Raw genomic sequence first — 18,281 nt, forward strand, 5'->3', positions numbered from 1 at the left:
ACTTTTGTCAATGGGGTAGTTTGTAGATTTATTTTTTGTCTTAGTATACACAGTTAGAGGGAGGGTAGTCATAAAGGTATTATTACTGCGATCCTGTCTAATATTTGGAAATTGCAAATTGTCGAAAAATGTTGATTTTTGAATGTTTTTTAAATATAATTCGTTTTATGGAGAAAAGGAGGGGTTAATTGTATGAATATTTTGGAACAATTCGTTTCGTCAACGAATACAATTCTTTGGTCATATATTCTTATTGCAATGTTAATTGGTTTAGGTCTTTATTTTTCTATTAAATTGAAATTCGTACAAATTACTCATTTAGGGGAAATGATTCGTTTAATGAGTGATGGGTTAACTGGAAAGACGCGTAAAAAAGGCAGTGTATCTTCTTTCCAAGCATTTTGTATGAGTTCTGCAGCTCGTATTGGTATCGGTAACTTAGCTGGTGTAGCGTTAGCTATTTCTATGGGAGGACCTGGAGCAGTATTTTGGATGTGGGTGATTGCGATTATCGGGGCTTCTTCAAGTTTCGTCGAAAGTACGCTTGCACAAATTTATAAAATAAAAGATGGCAGTGGGTTCCGTGGTGGTCCTGCTTATTATATGGAAAAAGGTTTAAATAAACGTTGGATGGGGATTTGGTTCTCTATTCTGATTACAATTAGTTACGGTTTAATTTTCAACTCAGTACAAGCAAATACAGTTACATTAGCGTTTAAAAATGCATTTGGTATTGAGCGTTACGTTGTTGGGATTGTATTAGCAGTATTAGTTGCGGTTATTATTTTTGGTGGTGTAAAAAGTATCGCGCGTATGTCGGAAATGATTGTTCCACCAATGGCAATTCTTTATATTGCGGTAGCGATTTTTGTTGTTATTAAAAACTTCTATTTACTACCAGATGTGTTTACAGAAATCTTTAAAGGTGCATTCGGTTTAGATTCAGCTGTAGGCGGTGGTATCGGTGCTGCGATGAAATATGGTATTCAGCGCGGATTATTTGCGAATGAAGCAGGTATGGGTAGTGCACCAAACGCGGCAGCGACGGCTGATGTAACGCATCCAGCTAAACAAGGTTTTATTCAAACAATTGGTGTTTTAGTAGATACATTCTTAGTATGTACATCAACAGCATTTATCGTACTATGTTCTGGTGCATATAAAGCAACGAACTTAGAAGGTATTGAATTAACACAAAATGCATTAAGTTCACAAATTGGCCCGTGGGCAAGTAGCTTCTTAGCGATTATTATTTTCTTATTTGCTTTCAGTTCGCTTCTAGGAAACTACTATTATGGTGAAACGAATATTGAATTTATTAAGCAAAGCAAAACGTGGTTAACAATTTACCGTATTGCGGTAGTTGGAATGGTATTATTCGGTTCCGTAGCAACGCTTCAAGTTGTATGGAATATGGCAGACTTATTTATGGGTCTAATGGTAATAACGAACTTAATTGCGATTACACTTCTTGGCCGATTTGCGTACGCGGCATTAACAGACTATGTAAGGCAAAAGAAACAAGGGAAAGATCCAGTCTTCAGTGCAGATTCTATTCCTGGTTTAACGAATACAGAGTGCTGGGATAAGCCAGTGGTAACAGATAAAGAAAAAGCAGTGTAATTGAAAAGGCGAGCATCGAGGTAAATTTGATGCTCGCCTTTTTTGTTGTAGTAAATGATGAAAAGGGTGAGGGGTAATTATTAATATAACTTTTTGTTTGTTCCTCTCGTTATTTGTGGGGAACGTACTGTTTTAAAAGTATGGCTGGTCGAAGAGGATAAGAGATTGAGTATTGGATAAATGCATGTAATAGCTATATTTTTATGAAAAAAACACGTATGTTAAGATAGTTAACGCAATCATGTCATAAAACCTAACATAAAGTTCTTGATTACTAAAAGTTTTTAGAATATAATTTTCTTATTGTTAGGAAGAGGGGGCAATGCAAATATGGATTTTTTAGCTAGGGTAATTGGGGATGTAAATAATATCCTTTGGTCATATGTCATTATTGCGATGTTAATTGGGTTAGGGCTCTATTTTTCATTTCGTGTGAAATTTGTCCAAGTTCGTTACTTCGGTGAAATGATTCGATTGCTTGGGGATGGGGCAAGTTCGAAAACGAGGAAAGCGCAAAAGGAGAAGAGCGGTGTATCATCGTTCCAGGCTTTTTGTATGAGTACAGCTTCTCGTGTAGGTACTGGTAACTTAGCTGGTGTAGCTATCGCAATCTCAGCAGGTGGACCAGGAGCAGTATTTTGGATGTGGTTAATCGCAGTAATTGGGGGTGCTTCTGCATTTGTAGAGAGCACATTAGCGCAAATTTATAAAGTGAAAGATGGGAATGCATTCCGTGGGGGCCCAGCGTATTATATGGAAAAGGGTTTAAATAAACGCTGGTTAGGTGTTGTGTTCTCTGTTCTAATAACAGTAAGTTTCGGATTGATTTTTAATGCTGTACAGTCTAATACTGTAGCAGCAGCTTTTGATGGGGCATTCAAAACAGATAGTAGGTTAGTAGGTCTTGTTATGGCTGGTTTACTTGCAGTTATTATTTTCGGCGGAGTAAAACGAATTGCTCGCGCGGTTGAAATGATTGTTCCAGTAATGGCAATTATTTATGTAGCAGTGGCATTATTCGTTGTTGTGACAAACATTACGGCAATTCCGTATGTATTTAAAGAGATTTTCTTACATGCTTTCGGAATTAAAGAAGTAGTAGGTGGGGGACTAGGAGCCGCGATTTTACTAGGGGTAAAACGTGGGTTATTCTCAAATGAAGCAGGTATGGGTAGTGCGCCGAATGCAGCTGCGACTGCAAACGTAACCCATCCAGTTAAACAAGGTTTCATTCAAACTTTAGGGGTATTTACAGATACATTATTAATTTGTAGTTGTACAGCATTTATTATTCTTTTATCAGATGTGCATAATGCAGCTGATTTAAATGGAATTCAATTAACGCAGCAGGCGTTAAGTCAACATATCGGTCCATGGGCTTCTATATTTGTAGCAGTTGCAATCTTCTTGTTTGCATTTAGTTCATTAGTAGGTAACTACTACTATGGTGAAACAAATATTGAATTCTTAAATGGAAGTAAAGTGCTATTAACAGCGTACCGCATTGCTGTACTTGGTATGGTTATGTTAGGATCTGTAGCGACAATTCAAATCGTTTGGGATGTAGCAGATTTATTCATGGGTATTATGGCTGTTATTAACTTAGTGGCGATTGTATTCCTTTCTAAGTATGCTTTTGCGGCATTATCAGATTACGTAAAGCAAAAGAAACAAGGAAAAGATCCGGTATTCTATGCGGATTCTATTCCAGGTTTGAAAAATACAGAGTGCTGGGATAAGTCAGCAGTAGCTGATAAAGAAAAAGCAGTATAATGAGATGGGCATCAAGTGAAACTTGATGCCCATTTTTTGTTTTATCCGGACATTAGCGGATGGTAAAAGACGAACATTAACGAAGGTTTTATAATAAAATGTAATTTTTTTTAGAAAAGTGCAGATATGAATTAGAATTTATGTTAGAATGGAAAATGCCTTTGAAATAAGAGGTTTTATGGTCTTTTCGATCCGATTTAAGTTTTCGGAGGAGAAATGGAAAGTTCGGATTATTTCTTGTTTTGAGTGGTCAGACGTTCAACGTTAATGAAGAGTTAAATGGAGGATTTTATTAATGAAGTTTGTTATGTTCCTTGTAGGATTACTCGTTGTATTTGTACTCGGTTTTCTTATAAGTGCCGATCGAAAGAAGATTAAGTATAAACCAATCGCAATTATGCTTATTATTCAGTTAGCATTATCTTATTTCTTATTAAATACGCAAGTTGGTTATATTTTAGTAAAAGGAATTTCAGATGGATTTGGCGCACTTCTTGGATATGCGGAAGCTGGAATCGTTTTCGTATTTGGTGGTCTTGTTAATAAAGGAGAGGTTTCATTCTTCTTAACAGCGCTATTACCAATCGTATTCTTTGCGGTTTTAATCGGAATTCTGCAACACTTTAAAATTTTACCGATATTTATTCGTGCTATTGGTACGTTGTTAAGTAAAGTAAATGGTCTAGGAAAACTAGAATCATATAATGCAGTAGCAGCTGCCATTGTTGGACAAGCAGAAGTATTTATTACAGTAAAAGATCAATTAAGTAAAATCCCAAAACATCGTTTATATACATTATGTGCATCTTCTATGTCGACAGTGTCGATGTCAATCGTTGGTTCTTATATGAAAATGATCGAACCGAAATATGTAGTAACAGCACTTGTATTAAATTTATTTAGTGGTTTCATTATCATTCATATTATTAACCCGTACGATATTACAGAAGAAGAAGATACACTGAAATTAGAAAATAAGAAAAAACAATCATTCTTTGAAATGCTAAGCGAGTACATTATGCTTGGTTTCACGATTGCGATTACAGTAGCAGCTATGTTACTTGGTTTCGTAGCATTAATTACAGCAATTAATAGCTTGTTTGATTCAATGTTCGGTATTACATTCCAAGCTATTTTAGGATATATTTTCTCACCATTAGCATTCGTAATGGGTATCCCTCAAGCTGAGATGGTAACAGCGGGACAAATTATGGCAACAAAATTAGTATCAAACGAGTTTGTTGCGATGCTTGATCTTGGAAAAGTAGCTGGTGATTTATCGGCTCGTACAGTTGGTATCCTTTCTGTATTCCTTGTATCATTTGCGAACTTCTCATCTATCGGAATTATCGCAGGTGCAACGAAAGGTATCGATGAAAATCAATCAAATGTTGTATCATCATTCGGTCTACGCCTTGTGTACGGTGCGACATTAGTAAGTATTCTATCAGCGATTATCGTTGGTGTTATGTTATAAAGTGAAACTTTAATCAGTGGGGTGGCTTTATCCCACGATCATTATTAGCCCTCAACAATCGGGGTGAAAAAGGATGGTCCTAGCTCATAGCTAGGGCTATTTTTATGGTAAATTTGCATGAAAAAACCAATTAATTAGGAATATATTAACATATAAAAATCTTTTAAAATTTATATTGCATTTCGTCTAGATAACGCTTACAATTTGATTTGTAGGTGGTATCAATTTCAGACTTTCAATTATGGTAGGAGAGAAGAAGCTACCTTTTATAAATTGCAATTTATGTAAACGCTTACTGATTTTAGATGACAGTTGAATAGTTTTAGGGGTTTAAAATTTTTTTAACAACAATGGTCAGACGTCATTCGTTATACGTTATACGACCAATAACTCGTGGGAGAAGTGGAGGATTCACATATGAAGTTCGTAATGTTTCTAGTCGGTTTACTTGTAGTGTTTGTACTAGGTTTCCTTATCAGTTCAGATCGTAAGAAAATTAAATATAAACCAATTGCACTTATGCTTGTCATTCAATTGGTACTTGCGTATTTCTTACTAAATACAAAGGTCGGATTCGTATTAGTAAAAGGGATCGCAGATGGATTTGGCGCTATTTTAAAATTTGCGGAAGCTGGGGTTAATTTCGTATTTGGTGGTCTAGCAAACGATGGACAAGCACCATTCTTCTTAACAGTATTATTACCGATTATTTTCTTAGCAGTATTAATCGGGATTCTGCAACATATTAAAGTTTTACCGATTATCATTCGTGCAGTCGGTTTCCTATTAAGTAAAGTTAACGGTTTAGGAAAACTAGAATCATATAATGCGGTAGCAGCTGCAATCGTTGGTCAAGGGGAAGTATTCATTACAGTAAAAGATCAACTAAGCAAATTACCGAAAAATCGTTTATACACACTTTGTGCATCTTCAATGTCTACAGTATCGATGTCAATCGTCGGTTCTTATATGAAAATGATTGATCCAAAATATGTAGTAACAGCACTTGTATTAAACTTATTCAGTGGATTCATTATCGTTCATATCATTAATCCATATGAAGTAAAAGAAGAAGACGATATTTTAGAATTACAAGAAGACAAGAAACAAACATTCTTTGAAATGTTAGGCGAATATATTATGCTTGGTTTCTCAATCGCTGTAACAGTAGCGGCGATGTTAATCGGTTTCGTAGCATTAATTACAGCAATTAACGGTGTATTCGATTCAATTTTCGGAATCACGTTCCAAAGCATTTTAGGATATATCTTCTCACCATTAGCATTCGTAATGGGTATTCCAACATCAGAGATGCTACAAGCAGGACAAATTATGGCAACAAAATTAGTAACGAACGAATTCGTTGCAATGCTTGACCTTGGTAAAGTAGCTGGTGATTTATCAGCTCGTACAGTAGGTATTTTATCTATCTTCCTTGTATCATTTGCGAACTTCTCATCTATCGGAATTATCGCAGGTGCAACGAAGAGTATCGATGGCAAACAAGCAAACGTTGTATCATCATTCGGTTTAAAACTTGTATACGGTGCAACGTTAGTAAGTATATTATCAGCGATTATCGTTGGGGTTATGCTTTAATAAATTAAGAAAAGCAATGAGCGTAGGCTCATTGCTTTTTTTGTTTAACTTGCTTTATCCAAGTCTCTTTTAAAACGTGGTTTCTCTAAATAAGTTCCCAGTCTCCACACATATTCCACTGGCCCCATCCGGTATTTTTGGAGCCAATAGGTGCTAACGAATAATTGAATCGTATAAATTCCGATGGTTAAAAGAATACCGAAGAAATAGCCAATTTTCCCGTATAAGCCAAATCCATATGCGTAAAAAATGGTTGTTGCGATAATAGATTGTGCTAAGTAATTACTAACGGACATTTTCCCTATGTTCGCCATGTATGTTAGTAGACGGGTTGCTTTTTTGTAATGGAATAATAAAATGATTGTGCTTCCGTAAAAGAAGGTCATAGTTACTGGTGTAAGGCCATCTTGTAACATAATTAAAAGCGGGTGCTTTACAAACATAGCTAAGATTTTAATTGTAAAAGAGAAGAGACCGGTGGCAAACCATATTTTTTTGACAGCATGTATATGTTTATTGACCTCAAATAGCCAGCCTTTTTTCCCTACATACATTCCGAATAGGAACAGTGGACACATAAAAATTATTGCGAAAACTGATATGAAAAATAATCCGAATGCACCGTCAATTCCCATGTAATCAAAAGGATTTTCAGTCAATCTAAAGTTGACGTGATCCATATAGCTTCCAGTTTGATGGACTTTATGTTCTTTTTCAGTATAAGGTGCAAAATCATCTATATTTGTAGATGGATCAGTTTGATAAGATATAAGTGTAATAAGTGCGAGTAGAATAATCGCCCAAATGAGCAAAGTTTTCGGTTTTCGATTGATGAACATCATTAAGAAAATCCCGATTATTCCGTATGCAAATAAAATATCGCCCTCCCAAACAAAAGTGCCGTGAATGTAGCCTAGTAGTAAAAGAATGATAATACGTCTTATGTATGTGGGGAAGAATTTTTTTCCTTTTGCGATAATACTTTTTTGTAACAAAATAATGCTAAGCCCAAATAGAAAAGAAAATAGGGATATAAAGTTATGTGTGCCGAAGAATTGAATAAACCAATTAGCGCCTTTATCAAGATCGCCGAATAGATAAGTTGGTTTTTCACTGGTGAAGAACCCGAATTGAATTAATGTCATATTGACTAGTAAAATGCCAAACAAAGCGAAACCACGAATTGCATCAACAGCTTCTACACGTTGATTCATTTTTCCTCTCCTCGTATATTCGTTTTTATATTGAAAATAATACCATTTTATAGCTGGCACTATGTCAAATATGAAGAAATTTAAGGTGATTTTAAGATAGAGAGCAAACAAAAAAATCACCTTAATACATGTATTAAGGTGATTGAAATATTATTCAGCTGGAGGCGTAAATGTACGTTTCTCTAATTCAGCATCTAGCATAAACAGTGCGTTTGAATCGCTTGTAATACGTTTTAATTTTTGAATGATGCTATCGAATGAAGCTTCTTCTTCAACTTGTTCGTCAACGAACCATTTTAAGAATGTAATTGTTGCATGTTCACGCTCGTCCCAAGCGATATCAGATAAGTTATAAATACGTTTCGTTACTTCACGCTCGTGCTCAAGTGCGACTTCAAAAGCGTTTAATACAGATTCGTATTCGTTATTTGGATTATCAAATCCAGTAATAATAGCGCGCTCTCCGCGGTCATTAATATAGTTGTAAAGCTTCATTGCGTGGAAACGTTCTTCTTCAGCTTGTACAAGGAAAAAGTTAGCGAATCCATCATAGCTCTCAGATGTACAGTAAGCAGCCATTGCCATATAAGCATGGGCAGAGTAAAATTCAAAGTTCATTTGTTCATTTAATGCGTCGTGCAATTTTTTTGATAACATAAAATCCCCCTTAGTATTGTGACAAGAATATTATACCATAATTGATAATATTCTCATTTAGATACTTCGAACCTTTTCGAAAGCTTTGTGACGTGTGCGTCCATAATGTCTTGTAAGTCTAAATCATATTTTTGCGAAAGAATAATAAGGTTAGATAGTACATCGCCAAGTTCTTCTTTTAGTTCTTGTTTTAGCTCTTCTTCTGTTTTCGCATCTTCATCAGGGCGATCGCGGCCAATTTCAATAGCACGAACGACTCGTGAAACTTCCCCAACTTCCTCGGTTAAGAAATTTAAGCGAATAAAGGCATTATACTGTGACCAGCTTCGTTTTTCGTAAAATTCCTCAACCCATCTTTGAAATGCAACGATATCCATTTCTTCCTCATCTCCTCAATATGTTGTACAATGTTCATTGTATCATAACAATATATAGTTTCGGGGTGTAGGGATGAGAAAGATTTGTGTGTTTGCAGGTTCTAATTTAGGGGAGAGACCAGAATTTAAAGAGCAGGCAATTCAGTTAGGTAAAATGTTTGTTGAGAACGACTATGAGCTCGTATACGGTGGTTCATGTGTCGGATTAATGGGAGAAGTAGCAAACGAAGTTCTTCGTTTAGGTGGACGTGTAACAGGTGTTATGCCACGCGGTCTATTCCGAGGAGAAATTGTGCATACAGGATTAACAGAATTAATTGAAGTAGAGACGATGCATGAACGTAAAGCGAAAATGGCAGAGCTTGCAGATGCTTTTATTGCGCTTCCAGGCGGATACGGAACGTTTGAAGAACTATTTGAAGTTGTATGTTGGTCACAAATTGGTATACATAATAAGCCGGTTGGTTTATTAAACATAAAAGGTTTTTACGGACCAATTTTGCAAATGGTTGAACGTGCAGCGGAAGAAGGATTTATGAATCCATCAAATAAAGAATTGATCGTTTCAGCAGAGACAGCAGATAAACTAATTCATGCAATCCAAAATTATGAGCGTCCTGTTTTGGGAACGAAGTGGAAGCAACTATCATAGCAAATACGGAAACACATGTCGTTTTAATTTAAGACGGCATGTGTTTTTAATTTGGTTAAATATGTTAATGTTTAGATGTAATGTTTTTGGGAAAGGAGAAATAGATGGAGGAGTTCGTATATTTACGTCCGGTTTTTAAAAGTATTTTAGCAGCGTCTATTCTTGTTATGCTAATTGTTTTGAGACAGAAGAAAGAGTTGATTAATGAATTTTCACTTTGAGTTATCTCGGTATTGTGTATCGGTGTTTCCGCGATAACGTTGTTTATGTCCGGATTCATCGTTGATGAGTATAATCTAGGTGGAGATCCACAATCGTTTTGTATGTTTATTGCGATTGGTTGTATTAGTGGTCTGAATTTCATTATTTATTACAGAAGGCAATAAAAAGAGGCATTCCATGTTACTTTGGAATGCCTTTATCATTTTGATTGCTTTGTTTTTTATACAGGTACCAGCCACCCCAGCCGCCACCAATTGCTAGGACAACGAAGAAAGCATAGTCCTTAACCTCGACACGTATATTGAAAATATTAGCTATAAGTAAGAGAACCCCAACTGTTATTAACGCAAAAAATGCTCTAATTAAGTAGTCTTTCAACTGAACCACTCCCGTCATTTAAGTAGTAAATGATGAATTTGGAAAAGCTAAAGGGTGTTTCCTATATTTTAACATAGATGAGATTGTAATATATTGATAAAAGTAGGGGAGAGGGGTGTGTTAATATTGTCGTGATTTGTCGATAAGTCGATATAATTGAAAAATCGCTGATATATTGGAGGGAATTGCCGATATAATTGGAGAATCGCCGATATGTTGGAAAAATCGCTGATATAAATTTCATGTACCAGCATGCGCGATCAATCTATAGAAAAAAGCGACTCTGAACGAGCCGCTTCCGCTTTAAATGATATCCAGCTCCGGTAGCTAGAATGTTCGGTGGCTTCGCTTTTTCCTGCGAGGCAAAGAGCGCCTCTACGTCAAAAGCTCCATCCCCCTCATATTCTGAGCAAGCCGCCTCCGCTTTTACATATTATTGATTCAAGAACGCACGTAGCATCCAAGCGTGTTTTTCTAGTTCTGTGTAGATGCCTAGTAGTAGGTCAGATGTCATTTCATCGTCAGAGTCTTGAGCGATTTCCATGCCTTTTTTCAGTTCGACTAGCATCATTTCGTAGTCTTTCATGATTGCTTCGACCATCCCTTCTGCAGTTTCTCCGTATGCTGCTTCTTGAATAGAAGATAGTTCTAAGTATTCTTTCATTGTTGCTACTGGTTTGCCGCCAATTGCTAAAATACGTTCTGCAATTTCATCGATGTGAGTAGCTGATTCTGTGTAAAGTTCTTCGAATTTCTCGTGTAATGTGAAGAATTGAGGTCCTTTTACGTACCAATGGAAGTTGTGAAGTTTTGTGAATAAAACGCTCCAGTCTGCTACTTGTTTGTTTAATACTTCGATTACTTGTTTGTTCATTATGATCAATCTCCTTTTGAGTTGTTATGTGATATCAATTACTAATTTATAATCATTATAATCTAGTAATCTCTATAAATCAACCCTTTTGCTGGAATTAATTTGAACAAATTATGAACTGTTGTAAATAAAAGGCCCTATTACGGTGAAGTAATAGGGCCTTTGTTTGTTAAACAGCCTTTTGTTTTTCTTCTACATCTTGCCCATCCCAGCACTCTGTATTCTTTAAGCCAGGGATAGAGTTTGCAACGAAGACAGGATCTTTTCCTTGTTTCTTTTGCTTCAAATAGTCTACTAATGCAGCATAAGCAAATTTGCTAAGGAATGAGATGGCAATTAAGTTTGTGAATACCATTAGTCCCATGAATAAATCAGCTAAACTCCAAACTGTTTTAAGAGCAGCGATTGATCCGAAGAATACCATTCCGACAACTGCAACACGATAAATCATTAACCATGTTTTACTTTCTTTAATGAATGCGATATTTGTTTCACCATAATAGTAGTTTCCTAGAAGTGAACTGAAAGCGAATAGGAAAATAATAATCGCTAAGAAAGTGCTTGCCCACGGTCCAATTTGTGAACTTAATGCGTTTTGTGTTAATTCGATACCTTCTAAATTTGATCCTTTGTAAAGTCCAGAACATAATACGATAAATGCTGTTGATGTACATACTAAGAATGTATCTACGAAAACGCCTAACGCTTGAACAAGCCCTTGTTTTACAGGGTGAGATACATCAGATGTTGCGGCTGCATTAGGAGAACTACCCATTCCTGCTTCTGTAGCGAATAAACCGCGCTGAATTCCGAACTTGATTGCTGCTCCAATACCACCAGCGATGGCTTGGTCTAAACCGAATGCACCATTAAATATTTCTATAAAAATGCTTGGTAACATACTGAAGTTGTTAATTACGACGAAAATTGCCACACCAATATAAATAATTGCCATTGGAGGAACAATCATTTCTGTAATACGTGAAATGCTTTTGATACCACCGAAAATAATAACTGCAACTAATAAAGCTAATAGAGCTCCTACAAGAGTTCGCTCTAGTCCAAAAGCATTTTCAAACGCTATTGTTACTGTATTCGCTTGCACTGAATTGAAAATTAATCCGTACGCAACTGTAATAAGAAGTGAGAACCAGACGCCCATCCAGCGTTTGTTTAACCCTTTTTCCATGTAATATGCTGGTCCACCACGGAACCTACTTCCATCTTTTACTTTATAAATTTGCGCAAGTGTACATTCTACAAAACTAGTAGCTGCTCCGATAATTGCGATAAACCACATCCAAAATATTGCGCCAGGTCCACCCATTGAAATTGCTAATGCTACACCAGCTAAGTTTCCGATACCGATACGTGCTGCTGCACTTAAGCAAAATGCTTGGAATGGTGAGATGCTATCTTTCTTTTTTTCTTTTCGATTAAACCCTTTACTAATTAAGCTGACCATCTCACTGAAATGAGTAATTTGGACAAATTTTAATTTAAAAGAGAAGTAAAGACCGAAGCCGATTAGCATTGCAATAAGAATATATGACCATAAAATATTATTCGTTACCTCAAGGAATCTGCTAAAGATATCAACCATATAATACACTTCCTTTTTTTCGTAATAAGAAAATTATATGCAAAAAATATACGAGAATCAATTTTTCTAAAAAGTTATGTTACTTAAAACGTTTTTGTGTTATGATTATGTTACATCATAATATTTTTAGAATTATTTACATTTTAAAAAACTAAATTTAAAGCGAGAAGGTGGGGCTAATTTGAAAGAAGATTCTTTATGGAAAGTAAGCCTTCAGAGTTTGAAAATGAGAAGTAATATATTTTTTATCATTACATCTTTAAGTATCTTTTTAGGGTCCACTTATTATTACAATAAAAGATTTCCAAATCACAAATATCCTGAGTGGTTAGAATTTCTAAAGTTGATTGGATGAATAAAAGGCAGAAAAACAGAAAATTAAAATAAATAAGTTATGGAGGAGCTAAAAATGAATATTAGAGAAAGTGAACTTCCAGGTATTGGTTATAAGTTTCAAATCGTTACGAAAGGTAACGAAAAGATGGTAATTGTCATTCATGATGATGGTCGTAGAGAAATGTATCATTTTGATTCAGATCATGAAGAAAGCATCTCAAGTATTTCACTACGTGACTCAGAGGCGAGACAAATCGCTGCAATATTAGGTGGAATGGTATATAAGCCTAGGGCGTTAGAAAATGTTGAGATGGTTTTTGAAGGTTTAGCGATTGAGTGGTTCAAAGTGGAGAATACAGCTCCATCAATCGGAAAAACAATTGGCGATCTTGAAATAAGAAAAACATATAGCGTAACGATAATCGCGGTTATGAAGAAGAACATGAAGAAGCTATTTAATCCAGGACCAGAAACAGTAATTGAAGAAGGAGATATGCTTGTAGTGTCAGGTGAGAGAGAAGAAATTAAAAAAATCATTAATGAATTACTTTCAAATAGGGGGGACTGATTAGATGGATACGTTAATTTTTGAAGTTGGTACAGCTTTAGTTTTAGTGGCAATTGCAGCAGTAATTGCTGGGAAATTTAAATTCTCAGTAATTCCTTTTCTAATCGTTCTTGGAATGTTAGTAGGACCGCATGCACCGACAATAGGTGTTATCGATCTCAAATTTATTGAAAGTGCAAGTGTAATTTCCTTCCTTGGACGAATTGGGGTTCTATTCCTTCTATTCTATCTAGGATTAGAATTTTCAATGAAAAAACTAATTAAATCTGGACGATCTATTGCGATTGGCGGAACGATTTATATTTTAATTAACTTTTCACTTGGTTTGTTATACGGATTTATAATGGGATTCCCATTACTAGAAATCTTAATTATTGCGGGTATTATTACGATTTCTTCTAGCGCTATCGTTGCTAAAGTGTTAGTGGACTTAAGAAGAACTGGTAATAATGAAACCGAATTAATTTTAGGAATTATTATGTTTGAAGATATATTCCTTGCTGTATATTTATCAGTTGTTTCTGGTTTAGTACTTGGGGATCACGCTTCCTTCTTAGGTGCCCTTACTTCAATTGGAATTGCTTTAGGATATATGCTTCTATTCTTTATAGTAGCTAGAAAGGCTACGCCGTTATTAAATAAATTGCTCAATATTAGCTCAGATGAAATCTTTATTATTGTAGTATTTGCTTCATTATTCTTCATTGCTGGTTTTTCAGAAACAATTCACGTTGCAGAAGCAATTGGAGCACTTCTTCTAGGATTAGTTTTCTCTGAGACAGAGCATAGTGACCGAATTGAACATCTTGTTGTTCCATTTAGAGACTTTTTCGGAGCTATTTTCTTCTTCAGCTTCGGGTTAAGTATTGATCCGTTCTCATTAGGCGGAGCGATATGGTTAACGTTAGGTGCTGTCCTTCTTACGATAATCGGTAACTTTGTAGCAGGAATGATTGCAGGAAGGCAAGCTGGATTATCTCATAAAGCATCAACAAATATCGGATTAACAATCGTTTCAAGAGGAGAGTTCTCCATCATTATGGCTAATATCGGTATCGCTGGTGGTTTAATGTCAGTACTGAAACCATTCTCAGCACTATACGTGCTTATACTATCCATTTTAGGCCCACTTCTGACAAAGGAGTCGAAGAATGTATATAAATTCTTAAATAAAATCTTTAAGTGGGATATGAAGAAGAGCTGAATTTTTTAAAATCAAAGTACAAGATATTTATGAAAAAAGGGATTTATGTCGACATAGATCCCTTCTTTATTGGCATTTTTTCAAGGATGAAAGAATACGTTTAATATTTGCCATATTGTGGCATACATATAGGAAAAGGGAGTTTGGAAAGGGGAATAAAGAAAAATGGAACTCCAGTTTCAAAATGTATATCAACAGGTAGAGAATTGGTATGTGTTGGATTCGGAGCTTCCTTGGGATGTCAAAAAGCTGAGAGAGGATTTGTGTTCTCTTATTGAAGTATGTAAAACGCCCGTTATTTTTTGTGATACGTGCGATGCAAATGATGTACTTCTATCATTAGGGGAAGAGGAAGAAGAGTTCCTATTCCCAGTAGGTGGTTTTTATCATAAAGAAAAGCAATTAATTTTCGTTTGTATGTGGGAAGAGTATGAGCAAGTTCTCAAAACGCTACTGCATGAATTTCGCCATGCGATGCAGCATAAGAGAGATATATTGTATGTGGGAAGTGAACGGTACGAAGAGCGGTGGATTGAAAAAGATGCGAGGAAGTTCGCGGAGAGGAAATTGGATGAATATAAGAGTAGAAAGTTAATGTAAAGCATAGTGGAGAAATAGCGCTGTGCTTTTTATACTTATTAAAAATAAGTATTTGACTTTTATTAAGTTTAGTTCTAAACTAATGATATGAAACGAGCGAGGTGATGAAATGAAAACAGAAGATAGACTAGGGCTACTATTATGGTTTCGTTTGTCACGCTTTTATAATAAGAGTATTCGTGAGACGAATCAGCATTTGAAAAAATGGAATATATCTGCCGCCCAGTTTGATGTGTTAGCTCAAGTTGGAGGACATAATCGTTTAACGCAGCAAGAACTTGGAAATAAGCTATTTGTTACGAAAGGAAATGTAACGCAGCTTTTAAATAAAATGGAGCAGCTTGAGTGGATTTTGCGTGAACAAGAGGGTACTACGAAATATATTTCTTTAACAGAAAAGGGAAGAGCTTTATATGAGGAAATCGTCCCACCTCAAGAAACGTTCCAAGCAGAGAAGTTTCATAATTTAAATATAGAGGAACAAAAGCAATTATTAACACTACTAAAAAAGTTACAGTAAGAAAAAATTTTAAAATAAATCTCGAATTCGAGATAGTATGAGGTGAAGGATATGTTTAGAAAAGTTGATCATAAAAATATGGGCAGAGCAAATCATGGTTGGTTAAATACACATTTTCATTTTTCTTTTGCCAATTACTATAATCCAAATAACATGAACTTCGGAGCGTTACGTGTTATTAATGATGATCTAGTAGCGGCGCAAACTGGTTTTGATATGCATCCACATCGTGATATGGAGATTATTTCTTACGTTGTAGATGGTGCTTTAACACATGAAGACAGCATGGGAAATCGCGGAACGATTGAGCGTGGACATGTTCAATATATGAGTGCTGGCACGGGTGTATTTCATAGCGAGCATAATTTAGGCGATGAAACGCTGCGTTTATTACAAATTTGGATTTTACCAGACCGTGCAGATCATAAACCAAACTATGGTGAGTTTAAATTTGATTGGAGCAAGCGTGAAAATGAATGGTTCCATATGGTATCTTCAGTAGAAGGAAATGCACCAATTCAAATTCACCAAGATGCGAATTTATATTCCTTATCATTAGAGGCTGGAAAAGAAATTCATTTTCCAGTGAAAGAAGGCCGTCAATTGTACCTTGTACAAATTGAAGGAAGCAGTGTAATCAATGGTGAAAATCTTGTTATGCGTGATGCAGCAGAAGCGGTAGAAGAAGATATTCATATTGAAGCAAAAGAGCAATCTCATTATTTAGCAATTGAATTGAAAAAACAATAAAAGGTTTATAGAAAAGAGGACATCCGATAGATGTCCTCTTTTTTTGATTGGAATTGTCTGAAAAATGTTTCTCAAAATTTTAGTAGAGGTATCGGCTGGGAAAATAAGAATTGTATAAAAGTGTCAAAAATCTTTATGGGAATGGGGAATGTTATAGTGAAAAAGCAAGTCATTTCATCAGCATTAGCGTTAACTGTTATCGCCGGGGGATTTGGAGCGTTTGGGGCAACGACAACGAAAGCGGAAGAACAAAAAATTCAATATCATCAAGAATTTAAAACACCTGCATACATAGGTGAAGAATGGAAAGCACCGGAAGGACTAGATAAAAAAGAGACAGTCTTTCAATACTTAGAGAGTAAGAAAGATATGTTTAAATTAGCAGGAAATATTGAAAAGCATTTTAATATCGTTGGGGAAGAAAAAGACGCTGAATCTGATACGACACATGTGAAGCTAGTTGAGAAACATAATAACATTCCTGTGTACGGTTCTGATCAAATTGTTACACTTGATAAAGAGAATAATGTAAAAGCATTCTTCGGACAAGTTATTCCGAATTTAGATGATAAAAATATTCCTGCAGCTGCAAGCATTACTGCGGAACAAGCAGAAACGATTGCAAAGGCAGATATTGAGAAAGAAATTGGTAAAGTAAAGAGTTATGACGGTGTGAAAAAAGATTTATTTGTATATGAAAAGGACGGTAATTACTACCTTGCATACTTAGTTAAGGCATCGATTTCAAAACCAGCTCCAGGATATTGGCATTATTTTGTTGATGCAACGAATGGAAATGTTATTGAGAAATATAACGCTGTAGATAACATTACTGGATTTGGTTACGGAGTATTAGGTGCTAGACAATCATTTGAAATTGCTCAAGATACGAAAACAGGACAATTCAACTTGTTTGATGGTAAACGAGGACAAGGTGTTCATACATTTGATGCAGAAAATATGGACGAGAACTGGTTTAATTTATTCTCACAATGGCTTGGATATACAGGAGAAGAAGTTGAAAGTAAATCTAAGTTCTTCGAAGATAAAGCTGCAGTTGATGCGCATGTAAATGCAGGAAAAGTATATGATTACTACAAAAAGACATTTAATCGTGACTCTTTCGATGATAAAGGTGCGAAGCTTATTTCAACTGTTCACGTAGGTACAGCTTGGAATAACGCAGCTTGGAATGGTGTGCAAATGATGTACGGTGATGGCGATGGAAAAACATTCATTCCATTATCTGCTGGACTTGATGTTATCGGTCACGAATTAACGCATGCTGTAACTGAACATACAGCAAACCTTGTTTACAAAAATGAGTCAGGGGCGTTAAATGAATCGTTATCTGATATTATGGGTGTTATGGTTGAGAAGAAGAGCTGGGATTTAGGTGCTGATATTTATACACCTGATAAACCTGGTGATGCGCTTCGTTCACTAAAAGATCCAGCATCTATTCCAAACCCATTAAAACCAAGTGAAGGTTACCCAGATCACTATAGTAAACGTTATACTGGAACAGCTGATAATGGCGGCGTTCATATTAACAGTAGTATTAATAATAAAGCTGCTTATTTAGTTTCTGAAGGCGGAGATCATTACGGCGTGAAAGTAACTGGAGTGGGCCGTGAAGCGACAGAAAAAATTTACTACCGTGCGCTTACGAAATATTTAACTGCAAACTCTGACTTCAAAATGATGCGTCAAGCGGCACTTCAGTCAGCTGAAGATTTATACGGTAAAAACTCTAAAGCTGTACAAGCTGTAACGAAAGCTTATGATGCAGTAGGTGTAAAATAATAAGAGAAAAGACCTGACATCCTAGTCAGGTCTTTTCTTTATCCCGCT

17 protein-coding genes and 1 pseudogene are annotated in these 18,281 nt (G+C 35.7%); 12 read left to right on the top strand and 6 right to left on the bottom strand.

The window, feature by feature from the left end; all coding sequences use genetic code 11:
- Positions 1-192 precede the first annotated feature (192 nt).
- The 4 genes from EBQ15_RS13750 (at position 193) to EBQ15_RS13765 (ending at position 6,472) form a co-directional block, all read left to right on the top strand.
- Complete coding sequence (locus tag EBQ15_RS13750) at positions 193-1,623, top strand: alanine/glycine:cation symporter family protein (RefSeq protein ID WP_001022939.1); 1,431 nt, start codon at positions 193-195, stop codon at positions 1,621-1,623.
- Between the two features lie 330 nt (positions 1,624-1,953).
- Positions 1,954-3,396 (top strand): alanine/glycine:cation symporter family protein, encoded by a 1,443-nt coding sequence (locus EBQ15_RS13755; protein WP_000346415.1) that lies wholly within the window; start codon positions 1,954-1,956, stop codon positions 3,394-3,396.
- 295 nt (positions 3,397-3,691) lie between these two features.
- Entirely contained in the window at positions 3,692-4,873 is a 1,182-nt protein-coding gene (locus EBQ15_RS13760; protein ID WP_000673839.1) for a NupC/NupG family nucleoside CNT transporter, read from the top strand.
- 417 nt (positions 4,874-5,290) lie between these two features.
- Positions 5,291-6,472, top strand: coding sequence for a NupC/NupG family nucleoside CNT transporter (locus tag EBQ15_RS13765; RefSeq protein ID WP_000673874.1), 1,182 nt, complete (start codon positions 5,291-5,293; stop codon positions 6,470-6,472).
- A gap of 44 nt (positions 6,473-6,516) precedes the next feature.
- Here the strand turns inward: EBQ15_RS13765 and EBQ15_RS13770 are convergent, their stop codons facing one another.
- From EBQ15_RS13770 to EBQ15_RS13780, 3 genes are all read right to left on the bottom strand, one after another.
- The gene (locus tag EBQ15_RS13770; RefSeq protein WP_001076352.1) at positions 6,517-7,686 is read right to left on the bottom strand and encodes a DUF418 domain-containing protein; all 1,170 of its coding nucleotides are present in this window, start codon (positions 7,684-7,686) and stop codon (positions 6,517-6,519) included.
- Positions 7,687-7,836: 150 nt separating this feature from the next.
- The gene (locus EBQ15_RS13775; RefSeq protein WP_000949406.1) at positions 7,837-8,343 is read right to left on the bottom strand and encodes a ferritin; all 507 of its coding nucleotides are present in this window, start codon (positions 8,341-8,343) and stop codon (positions 7,837-7,839) included.
- Between the two features lie 53 nt (positions 8,344-8,396).
- Positions 8,397-8,720 (bottom strand): MazG nucleotide pyrophosphohydrolase domain-containing protein, encoded by a 324-nt coding sequence (locus EBQ15_RS13780; RefSeq protein WP_000355749.1) that lies wholly within the window; start codon positions 8,718-8,720, stop codon positions 8,397-8,399.
- 73 nt (positions 8,721-8,793) lie between these two features.
- Here EBQ15_RS13780 and EBQ15_RS13785 point away from each other — a divergent pair, with 73 nt between their 5' ends.
- Positions 8,794-9,372, top strand: coding sequence for an LOG family protein (locus tag EBQ15_RS13785; protein ID WP_001225751.1), 579 nt, complete (start codon positions 8,794-8,796; stop codon positions 9,370-9,372).
- Positions 9,373-9,476: 104 nt separating this feature from the next.
- Positions 9,477-9,758, top strand: a pseudogene (locus EBQ15_RS13795) (hypothetical protein).
- A gap of 16 nt (positions 9,759-9,774) precedes the next feature.
- Here the strand turns inward: EBQ15_RS13795 and EBQ15_RS13800 are convergent.
- From EBQ15_RS13800 to EBQ15_RS13810, 3 genes are all read right to left on the bottom strand, one after another.
- On the bottom strand, positions 9,775-9,972 hold the full coding sequence (locus EBQ15_RS13800) for a hypothetical protein (RefSeq protein ID WP_000656337.1): 198 nt from the start codon (positions 9,970-9,972) through the stop codon (positions 9,775-9,777).
- A 433-nt stretch (positions 9,973-10,405) separates the two neighbouring features.
- Positions 10,406-10,846, bottom strand: a complete 441-nt coding sequence (locus EBQ15_RS13805; protein WP_001041895.1) for a Dps family protein — start codon at positions 10,844-10,846, stop codon at positions 10,406-10,408.
- Between the two features lie 169 nt (positions 10,847-11,015).
- Positions 11,016-12,449, bottom strand: a complete 1,434-nt coding sequence (locus tag EBQ15_RS13810; protein ID WP_000227596.1) for an alanine/glycine:cation symporter family protein — start codon at positions 12,447-12,449, stop codon at positions 11,016-11,018.
- 409 nt (positions 12,450-12,858) lie between these two features.
- Here EBQ15_RS13810 and EBQ15_RS13815 point away from each other — a divergent pair, with 409 nt between their 5' ends.
- The 6 genes from EBQ15_RS13815 to EBQ15_RS13845 all read left to right on the top strand — a co-directional run bounded on the left by EBQ15_RS13815 (position 12,859) and on the right by EBQ15_RS13845 (position 18,233).
- Positions 12,859-13,353, top strand: a complete 495-nt coding sequence (locus EBQ15_RS13815; RefSeq protein ID WP_001026078.1) for a cation:proton antiporter regulatory subunit — start codon at positions 12,859-12,861, stop codon at positions 13,351-13,353.
- A gap of 4 nt (positions 13,354-13,357) precedes the next feature.
- Positions 13,358-14,557, top strand: coding sequence for a cation:proton antiporter (locus EBQ15_RS13820; RefSeq protein WP_000380222.1), 1,200 nt, complete (start codon positions 13,358-13,360; stop codon positions 14,555-14,557).
- A 165-nt stretch (positions 14,558-14,722) separates the two neighbouring features.
- Positions 14,723-15,157, top strand: a complete 435-nt coding sequence (locus EBQ15_RS13830; protein ID WP_000422797.1) for a DUF3920 family protein — start codon at positions 14,723-14,725, stop codon at positions 15,155-15,157.
- 109 nt (positions 15,158-15,266) lie between these two features.
- Positions 15,267-15,677, top strand: a complete 411-nt coding sequence (locus tag EBQ15_RS13835) for a MarR family winged helix-turn-helix transcriptional regulator (RefSeq protein ID WP_000845467.1) — start codon at positions 15,267-15,269, stop codon at positions 15,675-15,677.
- 51 nt (positions 15,678-15,728) lie between these two features.
- A complete protein-coding gene (locus EBQ15_RS13840) occupies positions 15,729-16,427 on the top strand; it encodes a pirin family protein (RefSeq protein WP_000488928.1) in 699 nt (232 codons plus the stop codon).
- 156 nt (positions 16,428-16,583) lie between these two features.
- Positions 16,584-18,233: a M4 family metallopeptidase gene (locus EBQ15_RS13845; protein ID WP_033683985.1), complete on the top strand. Its 1,650-nt coding sequence runs from the start codon at positions 16,584-16,586 to the stop codon at positions 18,231-18,233.
- Positions 18,234-18,281 lie beyond the last annotated feature (48 nt).

The organism is Bacillus sp. 2D03, from assembly GCF_003946765.1.
Classification (GTDB): domain Bacteria; phylum Bacillota; class Bacilli; order Bacillales; family Bacillaceae_G; genus Bacillus_A; species Bacillus_A cereus.

What these genes read in the sequence shown, in the direction of transcription:
- EBQ15_RS13820 (WP_000380222.1), top strand. Translation starts at nt 13,358, where the DNA reads ATGGATACGTTAATTTTTGAAGTTGGTACAGCTTTAGTTTTAGTGGCA.
- EBQ15_RS13775 (WP_000949406.1), bottom strand. Translation starts at nt 8,343, where the DNA reads ATGTTATCAAAAAAATTGCACGACGCATTAAATGAACAAATGAACTTT.
- EBQ15_RS13785 (WP_001225751.1), top strand. Translation starts at nt 8,794, where the DNA reads ATGAGAAAGATTTGTGTGTTTGCAGGTTCTAATTTAGGGGAGAGACCA.
- EBQ15_RS13760 (WP_000673839.1), top strand. Translation starts at nt 3,692, where the DNA reads ATGAAGTTTGTTATGTTCCTTGTAGGATTACTCGTTGTATTTGTACTC.
- EBQ15_RS13815 (WP_001026078.1), top strand. Translation starts at nt 12,859, where the DNA reads ATGAATATTAGAGAAAGTGAACTTCCAGGTATTGGTTATAAGTTTCAA.
- EBQ15_RS13780 (WP_000355749.1), bottom strand. Translation starts at nt 8,720, where the DNA reads ATGGATATCGTTGCATTTCAAAGATGGGTTGAGGAATTTTACGAAAAA.
- EBQ15_RS13770 (WP_001076352.1), bottom strand. Translation starts at nt 7,686, where the DNA reads ATGAATCAACGTGTAGAAGCTGTTGATGCAATTCGTGGTTTCGCTTTG.
- EBQ15_RS13805 (WP_001041895.1), bottom strand. Translation starts at nt 10,846, where the DNA reads ATGAACAAACAAGTAATCGAAGTATTAAACAAACAAGTAGCAGACTGG.
- EBQ15_RS13835 (WP_000845467.1), top strand. Translation starts at nt 15,267, where the DNA reads ATGAAAACAGAAGATAGACTAGGGCTACTATTATGGTTTCGTTTGTCA.
- EBQ15_RS13755 (WP_000346415.1), top strand. Translation starts at nt 1,954, where the DNA reads ATGGATTTTTTAGCTAGGGTAATTGGGGATGTAAATAATATCCTTTGG.
- EBQ15_RS13750 (WP_001022939.1), top strand. Translation starts at nt 193, where the DNA reads ATGAATATTTTGGAACAATTCGTTTCGTCAACGAATACAATTCTTTGG.
- EBQ15_RS13840 (WP_000488928.1), top strand. Translation starts at nt 15,729, where the DNA reads ATGTTTAGAAAAGTTGATCATAAAAATATGGGCAGAGCAAATCATGGT.
- EBQ15_RS13765 (WP_000673874.1), top strand. Translation starts at nt 5,291, where the DNA reads ATGAAGTTCGTAATGTTTCTAGTCGGTTTACTTGTAGTGTTTGTACTA.
- EBQ15_RS13830 (WP_000422797.1), top strand. Translation starts at nt 14,723, where the DNA reads ATGGAACTCCAGTTTCAAAATGTATATCAACAGGTAGAGAATTGGTAT.
- EBQ15_RS13810 (WP_000227596.1), bottom strand. Translation starts at nt 12,449, where the DNA reads ATGGTTGATATCTTTAGCAGATTCCTTGAGGTAACGAATAATATTTTA.